Genomic DNA, 17098 nt, shown 5'->3' on the forward strand with positions numbered 1-17098 from the left:
CTGCCGTAGACCTGGAACTCGTAGAGCGAGTAGCCGTAGGCCGTGGCCCGCTGCGTGCCGTACACCCGGACGTACCGCCCCGAGCCGGAGACCGTCAGGTTCTGGTTCCCTCCGGTGCCCGAGGTCGTGGAGTAGACGGTCGTCCACGTGGTGCCGTCGCCGGACGTCTGGATCTGGAAGGCCCTGCCGTAGGCGGCCTCCCAGTTCAGCGCGACCCGGCTGATCGTGTGCGTGGCGCCGAGGTCGACCTGGAGCCACTGCGGGTCGCTGAACGCGCTGGACCAGCGGGTGCCGGTGTTGCCGTCGACGGCGGCCGAGGCCGGGGTGCCGGCGTTCTCTGTCGACGACGCGGTGGCCGGACGGCCCTGCGACAGCAGCGTGCCGCCGCCGCCCCCGCCGCCGGGCGTGCCGTTCACGGCGAACTCGTACAACGAGTAGCCGTACGCGGTCGCCCGCTGGGTACCGTACATCCGGATGTACCGGCCCGTGCCGGTCACCGCGAGGTCGTCGGTCCCTCCGTCACCCGTGGTGGTGGAGTAGATCGTCGTCCAGTTGGCGCCGTCCTGCGACGTCTGTATCTGGTACGCCCTGCCGTAGGCGGCCTCCCAGTTCAGCGTCACGTGGCTGATGGTGTACGACTGACCGAGGTCGACCTGGAGCCACTGCGGGTCGCTGAAGCCGCTCGCCCAGCGGGTCCCGGTGTTGCCGTCGGTGGCGTTGGCCGGGCCGAGGGTGCCGTTCTCGGACGAGGACGCCGTGGTCGTCTTGCCCTGGGCGATGTTGCTGCCACCGCCGCCGCCGCTGCCGGGGCCCTTGTTGTAGACGGCGACCCAGTCGATGTTCATCTGGCCGCCGGAGACCGTAGAGGCGTTGGGGCCGCCCCCGAAGGCCGCGGGGAAGCCGCCGCCCATGGCCAGGTCGTAGATGATGAAGAACGGATGGTCGACCGCGTTGGCCCAGGTGGTGGCGTCCACACGGTTGGCCGGCAGGGTGAAGTAGTTGGCGCCGTCGAGGTACCAGCGGATCTGCTCGGGCGAGACGGACCGGTCGATCTCCACGGCGTACGTGTGGTAGCCGGTCTGGCAGCCCGGGCAGGCGCGCTCACCGCTGCCGATGCCGCTCGACTCGTTGCACGGCCCGCCGGGGTTGGTCCCGCAGTGGAGGGTGCCGAAGACCGAGCTGCGGCCGTTGATGTCCTCCAGGATGTCGATCTCACCGCTGGTCGGCCAGGAGACGCCGGAGCGCAGGGGCGCGCCGAGCATCCAGAACGCCGGCCAGTAGCCCGCGCCGTTCGCCGTCGTCACGTTGGGCTGCTGGATCGACGACTCCATGCGGACGACGCCGCCGGCGGGAGCCCCGAACGTGGCCGCCTGGGTCTCGATGCGCCCGGACGTCCAGCCGGAGGACGGGTTGGTGCCGGAGTGCAGGGCCCGGAGGACCAGGTGCCCGTTCCCGTCCTGGAAGACGTTGGCCGTGCTGTTGGTCATCGTCTCGATCTCGCCGGTGCCGAAGCTGCTGCCCGGACCGGTGTCGTACTTCCATGTGCCGGTGTCCACACCCGTGCCCGCGGCGCCGTTGAAGTCGTCGCTCCAGGTGAGCGTGAATCCGGCCGGGGGTGCGGGGACGGCGGCGTTGGCCGTTCCGGGGACGGCGACGGCCGTGGCCGTCGCGACTCCGAGAGTGCCGAGCGCCAGGACGACGGCAGAGGCACCTGCCTTGAGACGCAGGCCCAGACGACGGGCGCTGCCTCCCACGTCCGCGCGTTCGCGCGTTCCTGACATGGGTTCTCCCTTTGATCGAGGACCGGTCCGCCGGGGGGTGACGCGCGGGGCGCGCCGGCGCGCCCTCCGGACCGCGGGAACAGGGAGGAGAAGGGGGCGCCGGACTGTGGCCCGCGCGGGCCACAGGGACGGATCGGTCGAACTCTGATAAGAGAGCGCTCTCTCGGGCGAGAGTACCACCGGCTCTCCGCCAAGAGTCAACACCTTAGTAAAAGACGTGAAATTAGATCGGCGCCGGGCCGGGAGGTTCCACCGGCCCGGCGCCGCGAGCGGGGAGTGGCTGCCGCGAGGTCCCGGCGCCCCCACCGGGAGAACCCCCGCGGATCCCCGCCGTCGGAGGGGAGGCGAAGGCGATGGCCGCGGCGGAGGACGACCCCTGGGGTCCCCCCGCCGCGGCCGAGGCCTACCGCCCCGCGGCCTTCAGCGCGTCCCTGATGGCGTAGTAGGCCGGCTTGGGCGTGAGGTTCTCGTCGTACGGCAGGGCGGCGCCCTCGCCGGTGAAGACGGCCGGGATCCAGGAGTACTTGTCGGTGTAGTCCCAGACCGTGATGCCCACGCACCGGCGGACGGCGAGGCAGGCCTTGGTCACGTCGGCGTACCACTTGGCCTGGGTGGCCAGCTTCTCGGCGTCGGCGGGCAGGATCATGCGGACGTCCAGCTCCGTGATGGCCACGTCGAGTCCCAGGTCGGCGAAGCGCTGGAGGTTCTGCCGCAGGGTGTCCGGATACCCGTACTGCAGCGCGAGGTGACCCTGGAAGCCGACGCCGTCGATCGGGACGTGCTGGGCCTTGAGGGACTTCACCAGCGCGTAGTAGGCGTCGCTCTTCGGGCCGATGGCCTCCAGGTTGTAGTCGTTCAGGTAGAGCTTGGCGTGGGGGTCGGCCTCGTGGGCCCACCGGAGCGCGTCGGCGATGTAGCCGGGGCCGAGGGTCCGGTAGAAGAGGGTGTCGCGGTAGGTGCCGTCCTCGTTGAACGCCTCGTTGACGACGTCCCACGAGTAGACCTTGCCCCTGTAGTGGCGCGCCTCCTGGGTGATGTGGTTCTTGAGGATCGCCCGCAGCTGGTCGGCGGTCCAGGTGCCGCTGGTCAGCCAGTCGGGGAGCTGGTTGTGCCACACCAGCGTGTGGGCGCGGAACGACATGTGGTGCCTGCGCGCGAAGTCGAGGACCTGGTCGCCCTGGGTGAAGTCGAAGACGCCCTGCTGGGGCTCGGTCGCGTACCACTTCAGCGCGTTGCCCGCCGTGGTCGAGCCGAACTCGCGGCCGAGGATGTCGAGGTACGCCTGGTCGGTGAACTCGGGGTTGTCGGTGGCCGAGCCGAAGTAGCGGTGTGTGGCGGCGGCCAGCTCTCCGAGCGTCCTGCCGGGCCCGTGGCCGCCGGCCGCCGTGGCGGCGGACGCCGGGACCGACGCCAGCACCAGGCCCGCGGCGGCGGTGAGCGCGGCGAGCGCGTGTCGATAGGACATCGTCAGATCCTCCGGAGGGGGGCCGAAAGTTTTCGATATCTTGCCCTAACTTTCGACGTACGTTAGAGGCCTACCAGCGCGCGGTCAATAGGCGTTTGCCTGGGATAAAGCCGACGGTCAGAACCGATTTTCCGGCTGAAACTTTCGACCCCCTCCGGCCTGCGGAGACCGCCGTATTGCCGGACCTGTCAGCCCCGTTGACGGTGGAGTTATGCCTATGTAACATCTGAGCAACTCGATGTAAGGATCTTGCAACTTAACCATCAGATTTTTGCAGTTCCACGCAAGCTCCGGCAGGAATGCACTGCGTCCGTGCGCGCCCGCCACCGTCACCTTCTCCAGGAGAGGTCAACGAGGTGATGTCGGCTACGGCATTGGGCAACCGGTCGCCGCCCTGACCACGGCTTTTCCCCACCCCCCAGCGGAATGCGGAGTGAGACCCGCGGATCGGGGCCGTCGGTCGGATTCCGGAGACGAAGGAACGCAAATGTCAGACAGGAAGTTCGTACGCTCGGTCGCGGCGGTGGCGGCGGCATGCCTCCTCGTCGTGGCCGGGCCGCTCTCCCCCGCGAAGGCGGCGGGCGGGCCCAATCTGGCGGCCGGGAAGACGGCCACCGCGAGCAGCTCCAACAGCCCCTACACCGCGGGCAACCTCAACGACGGCAACCAGGGCAGCTACTGGGAGAGCTCGGGCAGCTCGTTCCCGCAGTGGGCCCAGGTGGACCTCGGCGGCACCACCAGCGTCGACCAGGTCGTGCTCAAGCTCCCCTCCTCGTGGGAGGCCCGCAACGAGACCCTGTCCGTCCAGGGCAGCACCGACGGCTCCGGCTTCAGCACCGTCGTCGGCTCCACGTCGTACACGTTCGGCCCGGGCTCGGGCAACACGGTGACGATCAACTTCGCGGCCACCAGCACCCGATACGTCCGGGTGAACATCACCGCGAACACCGGCTGGGCGGCCGCCCAGCTGTCCGAGATCGAGGTGTACGGCGCCGCCTCGGCGTCGGGCAACCTCGCCCAGGGCAAGCCGACGAAGGAGAGCGGCCACTCCGACGTCTACGCCTCCTCCAACGCCGTCGACGGCAACCAGGTCACCTACTGGGAGAGCGTCAACAACGCGTTCCCGCAGTGGCTGCAGGTGGACCTCGGCGCCTCGGTGAGCGTCAACAAGGTCGTGCTGAAGCTGCCGAGCGGCTGGGGGGCCCGCACCCAGACCCTCTCGGTCCAGGGCGGCACCGACGGCACGAACTTCTCCACGCTCGTCGCGTCGGCCGGCTACAGCTTCACCCCCTCCTCCGGCAACACGGTGACGATCACCTTCACCGCCGCCACCGTCCGGTACGTCAGGGTGAACGTCACGGCCAACACGGGCTGGCCCGCGGGCCAGGTGTCGGAGCTCGAGGTCTACGGCCCGTCGGGCACCGGTGACACGCAGCCGCCGAGCGCGCCGTCCAATCTGGCGTACACGCAGCCGGCCTCCGGCCAGATCAAGCTGACCTGGAGCGCCTCCACCGACAACGTCGGGGTCACCGGGTACGACGTCTACGCCGACAACCAGCTCCGCACGAGCGTGGCCGGCAACGTCCTCACCTACACCGACACCCAGCCCGACAGCGCCACGGTGTCGTACTACGTGCGCGCCCGCGACGCCGCGGGCAACCAGTCGGGCAACAGCAACACCGTGACCCGGCAGGGCGCCACGGGCGACACGCAGGCGCCGACCGCGCCCGGAAACCTCGCCTACACCGAGCAGACGGCCGGGCAGATCAAGCTGACCTGGACGGCCTCAACCGACAACGTCGGCGTCACCGGCTACGACGTCTACGCCAACAACGCCCTGCGGGGCAGCGTGGCGGGCAACGTGCTCACCTACACCGACACCCAGCCGACCACCGCGACCGTGTCGTACTACGTGCGGGCCAAGGACGCGGCCGGGAACCAGTCGATCGCCAGCACCACCGTCACGCGCAACGGGACCGGGGGCGGCGGCTCCAACATGGCCGTGGGCAAGCCCATCACGGCCTCGTCGTACACCTTCACGTACGTCGCCGCGAACGCCGACGACAACGACGTGACGACCTACTGGGAGGGCGCGGGCGGCAGCTACCCGAACACGCTCACCGTCCAGCTCGGCGCCAACGCGGTCGTCAACTCGATCGTGCTGAAGCTGAACCCCGACCCCGCCTGGAGCACCCGCACCCAGACCATCCAGGTCCTGGGCCGCGAGCAGAGCGCGTCGTCGTTCACGAGCATCTCGGGCCCGGCGACGTACACCTTCAACCCGTCGTCCGGCAACACGGTGACGATCCCGGTGTCCGCGACCGTGGCGGACGTCCGGCTCACGTTCACCGCCAACTCCGGCGCCCCCGCCGGCCAGGTGGCGGAGTTCCAGGTCATCGGCGTCCCGGCGCCCAACCCCGACCTCACCGTCACGGCGCTGTCGGCGTCGCCGGCCTCGCCTGTCGAGACCGACGCCGTCACGCTCTCGGCCACGGTCAAGAACACGGGCACGGCCGCCTCCGGCGCCACCGACGTCGCCTTCTACCTGGGCGGCAGCAAGGTCGGCAGCGCCGCCGTCGGCGCGCTGGCGGCCGGGGCGTCGGCCACCGTCTCCGCCGGCATCGGCCCCCGCGACGCGGGCAGCTACGCGCTGAGCGCCAAGGCCGACGAGTCCGGCGCCGTCATCGAGCAGAACGAGACCAACAACGACTTCGCGGCCTCCTCGCCGCTGGTCGTCCGGCCGGTCGACAGCTCCGACCTGATCGCCTCACCGGTCAGCTGGTCGCCGGGCAACCCCGCGAACGGCAGCACGGTCACGTTCTCGGTGGCGATCAAGAACCAGGGCACGGTCGCCTCGGCGGGCGGCGCCCACGGCGTCACGCTCACGATCACCAACGACTCGGGCACCGTCGTCAAGACCCTGACCGGCTCCTACAGCGGCGCCATCGCGGCGGGATCCACCACGAGCCCGGTGAACCTGGGCACGTGGACGGCCGCGAACGGCAGGTACACGGTCAAGACCGTGATCGGCAACGACGCCAACGAGCTCCCGGTCAAGCAGGCCAACAACACCACCAACCAGCCGTTCTTCGTGGGCCGCGGCGCCAACATGCCGTACGACACCTACGAGGCCGAGGACGGCGTGGTCGGCGGCGGGGCGACGGTCGTCGGCCCGAACCGGACCATCGGCGACCTCGCCGGCGAGGCGTCCGGCCGCAAGGCCGTGCGGCTCACCTCCACCGGCAACTACGTCGAGTGGACCACCAAGGCGCCGACGAACACGCTGGTCACCCGCTTCTCCATCCCCGACTCGGCGGGCGGCGGCGGCACCGACGCGACCCTGGACGTCTACGTCGACGGCACCTTCCTCAAGGCCGTCAACCTGACCTCCAAGTACGCGTGGCTGTACGGCAACGAGACCGGCCCGGGCAACTCCCCGAGCGCCGGCAGCCCGCGGCACATCTACGACGAGGCCAACGTGCTGCTCGGGACGACCGTCGCGGCCGGCCACAAGATCAGGCTGCAGAAGGACGCGGCCAACACCTCCACCTACGCGATCGACTTCGTCAGCCTGGAACAGGCGAACGTGATCGCCAACCCCGATCCCGCGACGTACGCGGTGCCCGCCGGCCTCACCCACCAGGACGTGCAGAACGCCCTGGACAAGGTCCGGATGGACACCACCGGCACGCTCGTCGGCGTCTACCTGCCGCCGGGCGACTACCAGACGTCGGGCAAGTTCCAGGTGTACGGCAAGCCAGTCAAGGTCGTCGGCGCCGGTCCCTGGTACACCCGGTTCTATGCGCCGTCCACGCAGGAGAACACGGACGTCGGGTTCCGGGCCGAGTCCTCGGCCAACGGGTCGACCTTCTCCGGCTTCGCCTACTTCGGGAACTACACCTCCCGAATCGACGGGCCGGGCAAGGTGTTCGACTTCTCCAACGTCGCGAACATCACGATCGACAACATCTGGGTCGAGCACCAGGTCTGCATGTACTGGGGCGCGAACACGGACAACATGACGATCACCAACTCGCGGATCCGCGACACGTTCGCCGACGGCGTCAACATGACGAACGGCAGCACCGACAACCTGGTCTCGAACAACGAGGCGAGGACGACGGGCGACGACAGCTTCGCGCTGTTCTCGGCCATCGACGCCGGCGGGGCCGACGAGAAGAACAACGTGTACCAGAACCTGACCGCGATCCTCCCCTGGCGCGCGGCCGGCGTCGCGGTGTACGGCGGGTACGCCAACACGTTCAAGAACATCTACATCGCCGACACGCTCACCTACTCGGGCATCACGATCAGCTCGCTGGACTTCGGATACCCGATGAACGGCTTCGGCGCGAGCCCGCCCACGCAGTTCGACAACATCTCGATCGTCCGCGCGGGCGGTCACTTCTGGGGCGCCCAGACCTTCCCGGCCATCTGGCTCTTCTCGGCCTCGAAGGTGTTCCAGGGCATCCGGATCAGCAACGTCGACATCGTCGACCCGACCTACTCCGGGATCATGTTCCAGACGAACTACGTCGGCGGTCAGCCGCAGAACCCGATCAAGGACACGGTCCTCACCAACATCTCGATCTCGGGCGCGCACAAGAGCGGTGACGCGTTCGACGCCAAGTCGGGCTTCGGCCTCTGGGCGAACGAGATGCCCGAGGCGGGCCAGGGCCCGGCGGTCGGCTCGGTCACCTTCAACAACCTCAAGCTGAGCGACAACGCTCAGGACATCAGGAACACCACGTCGACCTTCACCATCACCGTCAACCCGTAGGAGGCGAGGAACGCCTGAGGCGCCGCCGGAGGTTCGTCCTCCGGCGGCGCCTTCCGTCTTCTACCGGAAGCCCGGTCAGCCGACCGAGCAGGCGGTGCCGTTCAGGTTGAAGCTCGACGGGGTGCCGTTCGAGCCGTTCCAGGTGCCCTGGAAGCCGAAGGAGGTGTTGCCCCCGGCGGGGATCGACCCGTTGTACGACAGGTTCTTCGCCGTGACGGACGAGCCGCTCTGGTTCACGGTGGCGTTCCAGGCGCTGGTGATCTGCTGGCCGTTCGGGAACGTGAAGCCGAGCGTCCAGCCGTTGACCGCGCTCGACGAGGTGTTGGTGACGGTGACGTTGGCCGTGAAGCCGCCCTGCCACTCCTGCTTGGCGTAGGAGACCCGGCAGGCGCCGCCGCCGCCCGGCGTCGGGGTCGGCGTGGGGGTCGGGCGGGGCGTCGGGGTCGGCGTGGGGGTGGGAACCGTGCCGCCGACGCTGTAGGAGAAGTTGTTGACCGCGAGCCCGGCGCCGCCCACCCAGGGCTCGAACCCGGCCTGGACGCTGGTCAGGTACCACGACCGCTGGGCGTAGCCGCGACTCACCGCGTCGTCGTAGAAGGTGCGCACGGGGAAGCTGATCGAGTTCGTCGGCGAGGTCCGCACGTAGGAGATGACGTTCCAGCCGATGTTGCCCTCCCACACGTCCCACGTGCCGCCGGCCAGGCTGGCCGTGCCGACGCGCGAGCCGACCGGCTGGACGGATCCGGTGTGGTTGAGCCAGACCATGATCTCGGCGCCGGTGTTCTGGCCGTCCGTGCGGGGGGTCGGGTCGAACCAGATGTCGTACGCCGCGTCGTAGACGCCCGAGCCGGGGTAGCTCATGCTGACGCTCGTCTGCACCGAGTTGAACTGGCTGCTCGACGCCTGCATCGGCAGCCCGCTGCCGGAGGAGCAGTTGGCGTAGTGACAGCCGGCGTAGATCGCGGGGTACGCCGCCGGGGCGCCACCCGTGTTGTTGTGGTTCGCCTGCGTCACCGTGAACCCGGTGTTCGTGACGTTGATGCACTGCGTCGTGGAGGCTCCCCACACGTTGTTCATGACGACGTACTTGCCGCCCTGGATGGTGGTCGAGCCGTACTTCTCGCAGATCGTCGTGTCCGCCCGGGCCGTCTGACCGACGACGAGCGAGGCGGCGACGGAGCCGAGCATGACCAGGCCCGCCGTGATCATTCGCATCTTCATAACCGGACCATAGGCAGGGCGTCTTCCGGGGCGACACGACGCCGTCGGGCCGCCTGGCGGAAAGGCCCTCTGGCCTGGCCGGACGTCCCTCCGCAAGGTGAAAGTTTCACCTGGACGATCATGCCGAGCACGGGGTGTGACCGTTCCCGACGGGGCATTCTTTGATGATTTATGGCGATATGCAGCTGAGTGCCGGTTCTGGGCCCGGGTACGGGCGGGGCATGGCCGAACGACACAAGGACGAGCCGGCCGTGGGTGACGAGGTGACGTGGCGCAGCCACGGCTCGACCGCCTCGGGCCAGGTCAAGAAGAAGATCACCAAGAGGACCGAGGAGGCCGGGCGCACGGTGGACGCCTCGCCGGACGACCCGCAGTTCCTCGTCGAGAGTGAGAAAAGCGGCCGGGAGGCCGTGCACAAGCCCTCCGCGTTGAAGCCGAAGGACTGACCCCCGGGGCGTCCGGCGACCGGGAGATGGGCGGCAGGCGGAGGCTGTCGGTCACCAGGCGCATCACCCTGTTCACCGGCGTCCTGGTGACGGTGCTCTGCGCGCTGCTGGCGGCGGTGATCCTGGCGGCCGTCCAGTTCGTGACCAACGGCTACGTCAAGGACGAGCTCGTCGGCGTCGGCGGGCGGGTCGTGGCGGAGATCGAGTCGGGCCAACTGGTGCGTCCGATCACGGCTGGGCCGGTCGGCGACATCCAGGTCGTCGACCAGGACGGCCGGGTCGTCGCCTCCACCGCCGCCCTGCGGGGCAGGCCGGCCATGGCCTCGCTTCGCCCGGCCGGCTACCACGGGATCGCGGACGGCACCGTCTGCGGGGGCGTCTTCGCGCGGCGCGGCTGCCACATCGTGGTGGCCCAGTGGGCCCGGGGGCCCGAAGGTCCGCGCATCGTCTACGCCGCCGCGCCGCGGGTCCCGTTCTGGACCCACCCCGCGCTCGCCGCCCTGGTCGTGGGCGGGTCCGCGGTCCTGGTCGGCGTCACGCAGTTTCTGGCCGTGCGCGGCGCGCGCACGGCCATGGCGCCGGTACGGGCGATCAGGGCCGAGCTCGACGAGATCAACGCGACGTGCCCGCAGCGGCGGGTGCCGGTTCCGCCGGGCGGCGACGACATCCACGATCTGGCGGTGGGCGTGAACCGGACGCTGGCGCGGCTGGAGGCCGCGCTGGAGCAGCAGCGGCGGTTCGCCACGGACGCGTCGCACGACCTGCGGACCCCCATCACGGCCATGCGGGCGGAGGCCGAGGACGCCCTCCTCTCTCCGGAGAGCACGACCGTTCCCGTGCTCGCCCGCGTGATGCTGCGCAGCCTCGACCGGCTGCAGGCCCTCGTCGGCGACCTGCTGACCCTCGCCCGCCTCGACGCGGACCTGCGGGGAGCCGAGGACCGGGTCGACCTGGCGGACCTCGTCGAGGCGGAGCTGCGGCACCGGCCGGCCCCGGACGAGCGCCTGACGCGCTCGCTCCAGGCCGGGGTGGTGGTCGTCGGCGACCGGCTGCGGCTCGGCCGCCTGCTCGCCAACCTCCTCGACAACGCCGAACGGCACGCCGCGAACGCGATCTCGGTCGTCGTCCGGCTCGACGCCGCGACCCCCGTCTTCCCGGACGGCACGGCCGTCCTGGAGGTGAACGACGACGGATCCGGCGTCGCCCCGGACAAGCGCGAACTGGTCTTCCAGCGCTTCACCCGGCTGGACGCCGCGCGCAGCAGGGACGCCGGAGGGAGCGGGCTGGGCCTGCCGATCGCCCGTCAGATCGCGGAGGCGAGCGGCGGGACGCTCCGCATCGAGGACAGCGAGCTGGGGGCCCGGTTCGTCGTGCGCCTCCCGGCCGCACCCCCGGACGGCGGCGGGTTGGGACGGCCGGACGCGGGGCACCGGTGAGACGAACGGAGGAGGCGCGCATGCGATCGGTGACGGTACGCCGGGTGTACGACCCCCCGTCGCCCGGTGACGGGACGCGGGTGCTGGTCGACCGGGTGTGGCCCCGCGGGCTGACGAAGGACGCCGCGCATCTCGACGAGTGGCTCAAGGACGTTGCGCCCTCCACCGACCTGCGCCGGTGGTACGGTCACGAGCCCGCGAAGTACGGCGAGTTCCACGGCCGCTACCTGGCGGAGCTCGACGAGCCCGGACGCCGCGAGGCCCTGGAACGACTGCGCAGGCTCCAGGCGGACGGACAGGTCACCCTGCTCACCGCGACCAGGGACGCCGGCCACAGCCACGCGGCCGTGCTCGCCGAGGTTTTGAACGAGCCGTCCTGAACTAGCCGTCCTGAGACGAGCCGTCCCCTGAAGAGACGGGGGCGCGGCCGGGGTCTCAGTGGACCGCGCGGGTGCGCTTGCCGGGCACGATGCTCAGCCGGACGAGCGTGGGGAGACGGCGCAGGCCGAGCGTGGTGCGCAGGTCGGGCACGGCCTCGTCGTGCAGCCGGGTCACCAGGGCGCCGAGGTCGGCCGGCTCCCGCGCCGACACGCCGAGGTCCAGCCGCGGCGCGTCGGGCCGGCCGCGCAGCACCGCGCGCGCCCGGCGGACGGCCGGATAGCCCATCACCTGACCCGCCACGGCGTGGCTCGCGGGCCCGCCGTCGACCTCGGTGACCCCGGACGTGCCCGACTCCAGGCGCAGCCGCCGCAGCCGGTCCAGGCGCAGCAGCGAGACGAGCCAGGCGAGCCCGATGATCGCGAGCACCACCCCCGCCGCCGCGACCGCGGGCCAGAACCAGGGCCGGGTGGCCGCGAGCGCGGCCGCGCCCGGCTCCAGCAGGGGGCGGCGGGCGGCCGACGCTCCGAACGCGCCCAGTCCACGCGCGAGCGCCAGCCCGCCCACCACGAGCAGGACGAGTCCGACGAGGGCGAGGCCCGTCCGGTTGCCGCTTCGCTTCACGGCGGTTCTCCTTCGTACGTCCGCGTCTCAGGACGGCCCGTGCGTCCGCACCCGCACGGACATGGCGTGGGCCGGGGCGAGCCGGTCGAGCTCCCGCTCGACGGCGGCGCGCACGCGCTCCCCCACGCCGGCCGTGTCGCGCAGGTCGGTGTCCGCCCGCACGTCGGCCCGCCACCCGTGCACGCGCGCCCGCGCGTGCCGCACGCCGTCCACGTGCGAGGCGGCCGCGGTCAGGACGGCGGACAGCGTCCGGCGCGGGACGCCCACCGCCAGGTCGGGGTCGCCGGTGGCCAGCGTGACCATCCGTCCCCGGCCCGGCACCAGCGCGATCAGCAGGAGGAGCAGGCCCAGCAGCGCGAGCGCGCTCGCCACCGCGAGCGCCCGGTCGCCGTCCCACGTCGTGGTCCGCAACCACCGCGCCACCTGGTCGTACGGCACGATGCGGACCGGGTTGCCCAGGAGCGTCGTGATGACCTGCACGGCGGTCACGACTCCGAGGGCCAGCAGCACGAGCGCCACGATGCCGGCCGGGCCCGCGCGGGTGGGCCGGAAGGCCCGGGCCACCCCCCGCGACTCGGGGCGGCGGGACGGGACGAAGAACCGCGGACCCTCCGACGGGGCGGGACCGTGCGTCATGGCCGATCCTCCTCGCCGGTCCGGGGCGCGGGACGCTGCGCCGGCACGAGCCCCACCACGTCGATGTCGACGTTCTCCACCGAGACGCCGGTGAGCTCGCGCACCCGCTCCCGCACGTGCTCGCGGACGTGCGCGGCGACCCCGTGCACGGGAGCCGGGTAGCGGACGGTCAGGTCGAACCGCACCGCGGCGACCGACCCGCTGAGCGAGCCGGAGGCGTGCGGCCTGCCGGCGACCTGGTCGTCCTCCCTGGCCACCTCTTCGGCGATCTTCATGAACGCGCGATCCGAGATCGACGTCGTCCCGCGCGTCCCGGGCACGGTCATTGCCGCCGCGGATGCATCGTCGTCGGCATGTGGACGCCGCCTTCGAGGATCAGGCCGACGAAGAAGCCGACGATTCCGAGGACCAGCACGATGAGGAACGCGTTGAGCCCGCCGAACGCGCCGACGACTCCGAGCACCGTGCCGAACAGGAGCCCGGCCAGGGCCCATACGGGAAACTCCTCCATGATCAACCTTCCTCTCGCGTGCCTCCGGCGTTCTCCACGTCGGCGACGATCACGTCGACAGGCCGGCCGTCCGCCAGGTCGGCGACGGCGTCCCGTACGGCTTCGGCGGTCTCCGGCAGCGGCCGTCCGTACCGCGCCACGATGTGGATCTCGATCCGGTCGTCCCTGACGACCACTCCGGGGACGAGCCCTCCCGGCAGGTACGTGGCCACCGCCCCGAACGGCCCGCGCGACAGGCGGACCACGTCGGGGCACGACTCCACCCGCGCGGCCACATCTGCCGCGGAGACGTCCTTCGGTCGTCCAGTCGTCGTCCCGGTGGCGGTCTCCCCGTGCGTCGCCCCCTCGGCGGGGGCTCCGGGCGCCTCTGCGCTCCGGCTCGTCTCGGCCGGACCCGTGCTCATTGGACTCGCGGCTCCCCGTCCGTTCCGGACGGCTCCTCCTGCCGGGGCAGGTGCACGTCGTCGACGGCGATGTTTACCTCGGTGACCTCCAGCCCGCACATGCGCTCGACGGCGTCGATGACGTGGCGGCGGACGGCCTCCGCGAGGTCGGGGATGGCCAGGCCGTACTCGACCACGAGGTGGATGTCCACGGCGGCCTGCCGCTCGCCGACCTCGACGTCGATGCCGCGCGTCACCCCGTCCTCCGCGCCCAGCCGGCCCTTGAGGGCGCCGATGGCGCGGGCCGTGCCGGTGCCGAAATCGTGCACGCCCTCGATCTCGCGTGCGGCCATGCCGCCGATCTTCGCCACGACCTCGTCCGCGATGACCGTGCGGCCCCGCTCGGTGGCCAGGCCCTTTCCCGTTTGCGACGGCGACGCGTGCGAACCGCCGAATCCCGGCCGGTCACGCTTCTCCTGCACAGTCACGCCCCCCGCGGTTGGCGTGTTGGTCTCCGTCATGTGACTCCCCCGCTCCGACCCTGCGGTTGAGGAGGCGCTTCCCCTCGATTCACGCCCGTGATACCCGGTTTGCGTAGAGTAATCATTCCTGTTCGGGCGAGGTTGGGTCACCGGAGACCCTCGAAACCCTCAAGCCCGCCGAAGGACGGCACGGACCGGCGATCTCGGCGATTCCGCCGGACGGACGGCCCTAAATCACTGCTTAGCCCGCCCCAAATCTGTCCGTTATGGGCGTGTATGAGTTTTTATGTCCACCTCTAGGGCATGCATACCGTTCGATCGGGAGCGCACCGTCGCGGCGGCGCCGCCCCCGCGGCCTGACCGGCGCTAACAGGGCGACCCGGCGAGGAGGGGCGATCATGAAAGACGGACTGAAGGTGGCCCTGGCAGTCATCGCAGGCTATTACCTCGGTCGGCATCACAAGCTGCGCTTCGCCTTCATGCTGGCGCTGGCGATCCTGGCCGGGCGGCTGAAGGGCGAGGGAGCCGTCGGGACCATCCTGGAGCAGGGCACCAAGATCCTGGGCAGCTCCCCCGAGCTGGGCAAGATCACCGACCGCGTGCGCGGCGACCTGCTCGACATCGGTAAGGCGGCGGCCATGCGCGCCACGAGCAAGCAGATCGACTCCCTCAGCGACAGGCTGCACGAGCGGGCCGAGGCGCTGCGGCAGCCGAAGTCCCGCCGTGCCGAGGAGGAGGAAGAGGAGCCGCGGGAGGGCCGCAGGCGGGTCCCCCGGCCCGGCGCCCGGCGTCCCGCGTCCCGTGAGCCCGAGCCCGCCGAGGAGTACGACGAGGAGTACGAGGAGCCGTACGACGAGGGCGAGGAGGAAGAGGAGCCGGAGCCCGAGGAGCGTCCCCGTCCCCGTCCGCGGCCCGCCCGACCGGTGACCCGCTCGCGGAGGTGAGTCCGATGACCGAGGAACGGCGGCAGGCACCGGGACCGGAGGGCGCGGCGCTGCCCACGCACCGCCTCACCCAGGAGTTCCAGAACCTCGCGACCGCGGTGGCCGAGCGGGCGCTCGCGTCGGTCACCGACCGGGTGGACGCCCTGGCCGGACGGCTGACCGACTACGTGGAGCACGGCGGCACCGACCTGCTGAGCGCGGTGACCGGCAAGGAGGGCGGCGGCGGCAGGCTCAGGGCCGCGGCCGGCCGGCTGGCCGGCGGCGGCGCCCAGGGCGGCGGTTTGCTCGGCGCGCTCGCCGGCCGGCTGACCGGCGGCGACGGCGGCGGCGTGCTCAAGGGCCTCACGGAGCGGCTCACGGGCGGGGACGGCGGCGGCATCCTCGGCGCCCTGACGGGCGGCGACGGCGGCGGGAGCCACCCGGTCCGGGCGGCCCTCATGGCCTTCACCAAGGAGAAGATCAAGGGCGTCTTCGGCGGCGGAGGAAAGGGCGCCAAGGGAGGCCGGGGCAAGAAGCTCAAGCTCACCAACATCGTCGAGTCGCTCGACATCGGCGCCCCCCTGCGGCTCGTCTACGACCAGTGGACCCAGTTCGAGGACTGGCCGGGTTTCATGAAGAAGGTCGAGACCGTCGAGCAGAAGTCCGACGAGAAGCTCGGGTGGCGGGCCCAGGTGTTCTGGTCCCACCGGAACTGGGAGTCCACGATCATCGAGCAGGTCCCGGACAGCCGCATCATCTGGCGGTCGCAGGGGCCCAAGGGGTTCGTCAACGGGGCCGTGACGTTCCACGAGCTGTCGCCCGAGATGACCCGTGTCCTGCTCGTGCTCGAGTACTACCCGCAGGGCCTGTTCGAGCGCACCGGCAACCTGTGGCGGGCGCAGGGCCGGCGAGCGCGGCTGGAGTTCAAGCACTTCCGGCGGCACGTGATGACGAACACCCTGCTGCACCCGGACGAGATCGAAGGCTGGCGGGGCGAGATCCGCGACAGCCAGGTCGTGAAGGACCAGGAGACGGCCCTGCGCGAGGAGCGGGAGCGCGAGGAACGGGAGGCGCGCGAGCGCGGCGAGGAACCCGGGGAGGAGAGGCCGGAGGAGGCCGCCGAGGAGGAGATCCCGGAGGAGGAGGCCGCCGAGGCGGAGCCCGAAGAGGAGCCGTACGAGGAGGAAGAGGAAGAGGAGCCCGCCGAGGAGGAGGCCGAGGGCGAGGAGGAGGAACCCGAGGAAGAGCCCGAGGAGGAGCCCGCCCGGGCCCGGCCGCGGGAGTACGCCACGGCCGGAGCGGGGAGCCGGACCCGGACGACCGGCGGGACGGCACGCAGGAGCCCTCCGGCCCGCCGGGCGGAGGAGCCCCGCGCGGAGGAGCGGGGCGGCGCCCGCGACAGCGGCGGCGAGGAGGACGAGGACGCCGAGCGCCCGCGCGGCCCGGTGCGGCGGCGCAGGCCGCCGGCGGAGGAGCCGGCGCGGCCCGTCCGCCGCAGACGGCCGGCAGAGGAGTGACGGCAGGCGCGGACGGCGGACGGAGGAGTGACGGCAGGCGCGGACGGCGGACGGAGGAGTGACGGAACCGAGACGAAGTCCACCGTGAGTGGCAGGAGGAGGAGAAGCGAATGACCGTAGCCGTACCATCCGGGGGCGGCGGGCTGCCCGGCCGCTCCACCGGTTCTGGCCTGGCGGACGTCATCGACACGATCCTGGACAAGGGTCTGGTCATCGACGCCTACGTCCGGGTCTCTCTCGTCGGCATCGAGGTCCTCACCATCGACGCGCGCGTCGTGGTGGCCAGCGTCGACACCTATCTCCGGTTCGCCGAGGCGGTGAACCGCCTCGACCTGTCGCAGACCCAGGAGGGCCTGCCCGAGCTGATCGGCGACATGACGCAGGGGGTCGCGCAGAACAAGTCGAAGGGCGTGGCCAAGGGCGTCCTGGAGGCGGCCGGGGAGAAGCTGCAGGACCTCATGTCGGGGTACGCGGAAGAGCCCGCTCCCCGTTCGCGGCGGCGGCGGGAGGACTGA

Annotated in this window: 16 protein-coding genes; 7 read left to right on the forward strand and 9 right to left on the reverse strand. The window is 71.2% G+C overall.

Annotated elements, in window-relative coordinates; all coding sequences use genetic code 11:
• Positions 1-1781, reverse strand: a 1781-nt coding sequence (locus tag MPTA5024_RS39590; protein WP_084369682.1) for a discoidin domain-containing protein, incomplete at its 3' end; no start/stop codon positions are given.
• A gap of 403 nt (positions 1782-2184) precedes the next feature.
• On the reverse strand, positions 2185-3246 hold the full coding sequence (locus tag MPTA5024_RS13265) for an endo-1,4-beta-xylanase (protein ID WP_036324240.1): 1062 nt from the start codon (positions 3244-3246) through the stop codon (positions 2185-2187).
• Positions 3247-3733: 487 nt separating this feature from the next.
• Here MPTA5024_RS13265 and MPTA5024_RS13270 point away from each other — a divergent pair, with 487 nt between their 5' ends.
• The gene (locus MPTA5024_RS13270) at positions 3734-8026 is read left to right on the forward strand and encodes a discoidin domain-containing protein (protein ID WP_036324242.1); all 4293 of its coding nucleotides are present in this window, start codon (positions 3734-3736) and stop codon (positions 8024-8026) included.
• 75 nt (positions 8027-8101) lie between these two features.
• Here the strand turns inward: MPTA5024_RS13270 and MPTA5024_RS13275 are convergent, their stop codons facing one another.
• Complete coding sequence (locus MPTA5024_RS13275; protein ID WP_036324243.1) at positions 8102-9247, reverse strand: GH12 family glycosyl hydrolase domain-containing protein; 1146 nt, start codon at positions 9245-9247, stop codon at positions 8102-8104.
• Between the two features lie 221 nt (positions 9248-9468).
• Between MPTA5024_RS13275 and MPTA5024_RS13280 the strand changes: the two genes are divergently transcribed.
• The 3 genes from MPTA5024_RS13280 to MPTA5024_RS13290 are packed head-to-tail and all read left to right on the forward strand — an operon-like array spanning position 9469 to position 11509.
• The gene (locus tag MPTA5024_RS13280) at positions 9469-9693 is read left to right on the forward strand and encodes a DUF2945 domain-containing protein (RefSeq protein WP_036324245.1); all 225 of its coding nucleotides are present in this window, start codon (positions 9469-9471) and stop codon (positions 9691-9693) included.
• A gap of 26 nt (positions 9694-9719) precedes the next feature.
• Entirely contained in the window at positions 9720-11129 is a 1410-nt protein-coding gene (locus MPTA5024_RS13285) for a sensor histidine kinase (protein WP_051458129.1), read from the forward strand.
• 20 nt (positions 11130-11149) lie between these two features.
• Positions 11150-11509: a DUF488 domain-containing protein gene (locus MPTA5024_RS13290; protein WP_036324247.1), complete on the forward strand. Its 360-nt coding sequence runs from the start codon at positions 11150-11152 to the stop codon at positions 11507-11509.
• Between the two features lie 55 nt (positions 11510-11564).
• Here the strand turns inward: MPTA5024_RS13290 and MPTA5024_RS13295 are convergent, their stop codons facing one another.
• Genes MPTA5024_RS13295 through MPTA5024_RS13320 form a run of 6 tightly spaced genes read right to left on the reverse strand, consistent with a single transcriptional unit; the run spans position 11565 to position 14182 of the window.
• Positions 11565-12131 carry a hypothetical protein gene (locus tag MPTA5024_RS13295; RefSeq protein WP_036324249.1) on the reverse strand — a complete coding sequence of 189 codons (567 nt, stop codon included), beginning with the start codon at positions 12129-12131 and terminating at the stop codon, positions 11565-11567.
• Between the two features lie 27 nt (positions 12132-12158).
• A complete protein-coding gene (locus MPTA5024_RS13300; RefSeq protein WP_036324250.1) occupies positions 12159-12767 on the reverse strand; it encodes a DUF6286 domain-containing protein in 609 nt (202 codons plus the stop codon).
• Positions 12764-13042 carry an Asp23/Gls24 family envelope stress response protein gene (locus MPTA5024_RS13305; RefSeq protein WP_232326451.1) on the reverse strand — a complete coding sequence of 93 codons (279 nt, stop codon included), beginning with the start codon at positions 13040-13042 and terminating at the stop codon, positions 12764-12766. The genes MPTA5024_RS13300 and MPTA5024_RS13305 overlap by 4 nt, the downstream gene beginning before the upstream one ends.
• A 47-nt stretch (positions 13043-13089) precedes the next feature.
• A complete protein-coding gene (locus MPTA5024_RS13310) occupies positions 13090-13278 on the reverse strand; it encodes a hypothetical protein (RefSeq protein WP_036324251.1) in 189 nt (62 codons plus the stop codon).
• 2 nt (positions 13279-13280) lie between these two features.
• On the reverse strand, positions 13281-13682 hold the full coding sequence (locus MPTA5024_RS43455; protein WP_232326452.1) for a hypothetical protein: 402 nt from the start codon (positions 13680-13682) through the stop codon (positions 13281-13283).
• Positions 13679-14182 carry an Asp23/Gls24 family envelope stress response protein gene (locus MPTA5024_RS13320; RefSeq protein ID WP_036324254.1) on the reverse strand — a complete coding sequence of 168 codons (504 nt, stop codon included), beginning with the start codon at positions 14180-14182 and terminating at the stop codon, positions 13679-13681. Before MPTA5024_RS13320 ends, MPTA5024_RS43455 begins: the two co-directional genes overlap by 4 nt.
• Before the next feature lie 359 nt (positions 14183-14541).
• On the opposite strand from MPTA5024_RS13320, the gene MPTA5024_RS13325 reads away from it, so the two are divergent.
• From MPTA5024_RS13325 to gvpJ, 3 genes are all read left to right on the forward strand, one after another.
• Positions 14542-15087, forward strand: a complete 546-nt coding sequence (locus tag MPTA5024_RS13325; protein WP_051458131.1) for a hypothetical protein — start codon at positions 14542-14544, stop codon at positions 15085-15087.
• 5 nt (positions 15088-15092) lie between these two features.
• Positions 15093-16583: an SRPBCC family protein gene (locus tag MPTA5024_RS13330; RefSeq protein WP_084369683.1), complete on the forward strand. Its 1491-nt coding sequence runs from the start codon at positions 15093-15095 to the stop codon at positions 16581-16583.
• A 110-nt stretch (positions 16584-16693) separates the two neighbouring features.
• Positions 16694-17098, forward strand: coding sequence for a gas vesicle protein GvpJ (gvpJ, locus tag MPTA5024_RS13335; protein ID WP_036324255.1), 405 nt, complete (start codon positions 16694-16696; stop codon positions 17096-17098).

The sequence above is a fragment of the Microbispora sp. ATCC PTA-5024 genome (assembly GCF_000511135.2).
Classification (GTDB): domain Bacteria; phylum Actinomycetota; class Actinomycetes; order Streptosporangiales; family Streptosporangiaceae; genus Microbispora; species Microbispora corallina.